Source organism: Galactobacter sp. (assembly GCF_022712295.1).
Taxonomy (GTDB): Bacteria; Actinomycetota; Actinomycetes; order Actinomycetales; family Micrococcaceae; genus Galactobacter.
The window spans coordinates 1-3,683 of record NZ_JALAGT010000198.1; the positions used below are offsets into that span (position 1 = coordinate 1).

The 3,683-nt window shown below is 66.2% G+C and carries 3 protein-coding genes; 1 reads left to right on the forward strand and 2 read right to left on the reverse strand.

Annotated elements, in window-relative coordinates:
- Positions 1-1,177 (forward strand): amidophosphoribosyltransferase (gene purF, locus Q0A15_RS14310; RefSeq protein ID WP_291280199.1); only part of this gene is annotated, 1,177 nt, incomplete at its 5' end.
- 96 nt (positions 1,178-1,273) lie between these two features.
- Here the strand turns inward: purF and Q0A15_RS14315 are convergent.
- Together Q0A15_RS14315 and Q0A15_RS14320 are read right to left on the reverse strand one after the other, a co-directional pair.
- Positions 1,274-1,969, reverse strand: a complete 696-nt coding sequence (locus tag Q0A15_RS14315) for an ABC transporter ATP-binding protein (protein WP_291280200.1) — start codon at positions 1,967-1,969, stop codon at positions 1,274-1,276.
- A complete protein-coding gene (locus Q0A15_RS14320; RefSeq protein WP_291280201.1) occupies positions 1,966-3,084 on the reverse strand; it encodes an ABC transporter permease in 1,119 nt (372 codons plus the stop codon). Before Q0A15_RS14320 ends, Q0A15_RS14315 begins: the two co-directional genes overlap by 4 nt.
- Positions 3,085-3,683 lie beyond the last annotated feature (599 nt).

The following is a 3,683-nucleotide window of genomic DNA, read 5'->3' on the forward strand; positions in this document are numbered from 1 at the left end:
CTACGGCATCGCGCTGGTGCACACCGGCAACCTCACCAACACGCGCGAGTTGGAAGTGGAGCTGGCCACCAAGGACAAGCGCCACATCAACACCGGTTCCGACACGGAGATGCTGCTGAACGTTCTGGGTTCGGAACTGCAGAAGCAGGTCAGCGGACTGGACCTGGATGCGGATCAGATCTTCGAGGCGGTGCGCCGCACCCACGAGCGTATTCGGGGCTCCTACGCCGTCATTGCCCTCATCGCCGGCCAGGGACTGTTGGCCTTCCGCGATCCGTTCGGCATCCGTCCGCTGGTGCTCGGCCGCCGGGAATCCGCGACCGGTTCCACTGAGTGGATGGTCGCCAGCGAGTCCGTGGCCCTGACCGCCAGCGGCTATGAATTGGTGCGTGACGTGGCTCCGGGCGAGGCGGTCTTCATCACGCCTGACGGCGCTTTGGCGTCGGCGAACACCCACCCGAACCCGCAGCTGGTCCCGTGCTCATTCGAGTACGTGTACCTGGCCCGCCCCGACTCCATCATGAACGGGATCAACGTCTACGAGTCCCGTCTCCGCCTCGGTGAGAAGCTGGCGGACACCGTGGCCACCTACGCCCCCAAGGGCGACATCGACGTGGTCATGCCGATCCCGGATTCCTCTCGCCCTGCGGCCATGGAGGTGGCACGGCGTCTGGGGATCGAATACCGCGAGGGTTACTACAAGAACCGCTACGTGGGCCGCACGTTCATCATGCCTGGCCAGGAGCAGCGCAAGAAGAGCGTCCGTCAGAAGCTCTCTTGCCTCGCGAGCGAGTTCAAGGGCAAGAACGTGTTGGTCGTGGACGACTCGATCGTTCGTGGCACCACCAGCCGCGAGATCGTCGAGATGACCCGTCAGGTCGGCGCCAATTCGGTCACCTTCACGTCCTCCGCCCCGCCGGTTCGTTTCCCGCATGTCTACGGCATCAACATGCCTACCCGCGCCGAACTGATCGCGGCCGGGCGCACCATCCCCCAGATCAACGCTGAACTCGGCAGTGACCACCTGGTTTACCAGGAGGTGGATGACATGGTCTCCGCCATCACCGCAGGCACCGACATCCAGCGCCTTGAGAACAGCTGCTTCACCGGCGAATACGTCACCGGTGACGTCGACGAGAGCTACTTGAGCTGGCTGGAGTCCACCCAGCTCTCCTGAGTGCTTGCCGCCTGTGGCGGCATGAAAAGGTGCCCGACGGCGTGTGTCCACCACACGTCGTCGGGCACCTTTGTTGTGCCGCACGTCAGTAGCGTCCTAAGCTACGAGCCCAGACGCCTTGATGCGTCCGTCCACGATGGTGACCAGGTCATCGAGTACGTCTCTGTGGACCAGATCGTGGGTGACCAGGAGCGTCGCCGTGCCGCGTTCATGAGTGAGCCGCGCGATGAGCGCCATGATCTCCGCGCCACGTTCCTGGTCCAGAGCCGAGGTCGGCTCGTCCACCACCAGCACGTCCGGTGCATGAACCAGCCCGCGGGCGATGGCAACGCGCTGCCGCTGGCCGCCGGAGAGCTGATGAGGCAGCTTGTCGGCATGGTCACGCAGGCCCACGGCGTCCAGCAGCTCGTCCACCTTCGCATCCACGTCGGCACGACGGTTCGCGCCTCCGAGCCGTCCCATGATCCTCAGTTGGTCACGGGCGGACAGCGCGGGCAGCAGGTTGGACTGCTGAAAGACGATGCCGATCCGGTCGCGGCGCACGGACGTCACCTGGCGCGGCGTCAGCCGTGCCAGATCCAGCGCGGAGGTGCCGCTCCCGAGAAGGACCTTGCCGTCGTCGGGCTTGATCAGTCCGGCCGCAACGGCCAACAAGCTGGACTTGCCCGACCCCGACGGGCCGGTGATGCCGGTGACCTGACCGTCCGGCGCTGTCAGGCTGACGTGGTCGACCGCGGTGATGCGGCGGTTGCCGTCGGGAAAGGTGAGGGTGACGTCTTCTAAGCGGATCAACGGTTGCTCCCGAGTGCGGTGAGGGGGTCGGCTTTGGTGACGGAACGTAGTGCGACGGCCGCACCCGCAAGACCGAGGACGGCCATCAGGGCTGCCGGTGCCACAGTGGTGAGGGCGGAGACCGCGAACGGCAGGGCCTGTCCTGCCAGGCTCCCCACGACCACGGTGACGAGCAGGCCGGTTCCGATGCCGGCCACGAGCACCACGGCTGCTTGGCCCAGGCTGTCCCGGATCAGCGACCCGGTCGTGGCGCCCAAGGCCTTGAGCACGGCGATGTCTCCGCGGCGTTGCAGCGTCCAGACCGTGAAGAAGGCCCCGACAACGAGTGCGGAGATGCCGAAGAGGAGCACTATCATCACGGCCAGGGACCCGATCTCCGAGGTGAACGAGGCCAGCGCGGTGAGGCTGGTCAAGGGCGTCTTCGCCACGGTGTTCGTCTGCTTGCCCGTCGTTTCCCAGTCCGGCGTGCCGCTCACGGCCAGCGCTGTCGGCGCTCCGTCACCTCCCGTGCCGCGGTCTATCTCCGCCCACGTCTCTTCCGACAGGACGACGACGGGCACGTGGCTGTACCAGAGGTCGCCCTCGACGACGCCGACCGTCAGCTGCTTCCCGGCGACCGTGACGGTCTCCCCGGTGGTGACGCCCAGCTCGTCGGCGGCCGGCGCGGAGAGTCCCACGTGGCCGTCGTCTGCGGGAGTGATCTTGGTGAGGTCAGTGGCCTTCCCATCGCCGGCATCGGGTAGGCCGAACGCGGCGACCGCCGAGGAGGAATCGGCCGGCGAGGAGTCGGAGGGGGACTCATCTTGCTGGGCAGCGCCGGCCCGGGTCGTGGTGATGCCGATCGGCAGCGCTGAGTCCACTCCCTCCGCCTGATTCCAGGCCTGGAGCTGGTCGGTCGTGATGGCGGAGGTCGCGTAGGCGGGTTCCTCCCCCTCGGCCTGTTCCAACACCACACGGTCACCGGGTATCTGGAGCACTGCGGAAATGTTCCTCTGTGCCAAGCCCCCGGTGAGGCCGGAGAGGAAGCCGACCAGCACGGTGATCAGACCCACCACACCGGCGATGAGGAGGAATCGGCCACGGGCGAAGCGCAGCTCTCTCCAAGCGACAAACACGTCTATCGAACCTTTCTTGAGGCCCGCTCCCTGCGGGCTCGATGCTTCGAGCCTCCTCCGATGCCAGAACGCATACATCGTCAGTACTGGTGCATTCCCCATCAACCTTTCGATGGATGGCAGAACTCGGTGCCTGGCCTAGGCTGGAGGCCACGATGACCCACTCCACACTCGCCCCGGTGTTCGCCGGCCTACGCCTGGCATTGCACGCCTTGTTGCTCGGCCTAAGCGTCTTCGCGTGCGTGCGGTCCTGGCTGCTCCACCGTCCCGAGACCTGGGCGGTGCTGATCGTGGGTTGCGCCTTCGTGGCTGTCTACGTTCTGGGTGCCATTCTGGGTTCGTCCACGACCGGGCGGCAGTCACGAGCGCAACCGGGCCAGCCCTCGGCGGGCCATCACCGAGCGGCTGTCGGGTGGGTGGCCGTTCTCTCGATGTTGTGGGCCGGCTTCGTCTGGATGTGTCAAGTCCCGGGTTTGGTTGAGGGTCAGCGTGTGTTGGGTTTCAGGCCGCGGTAGCGACCTGTTCTGGGTCGGTGAGCCGGGCCCAGTATTCGGTCTCGACTTCGGCGGGGGTGCGGTAGCCGAGCATGGAGTGGAGGC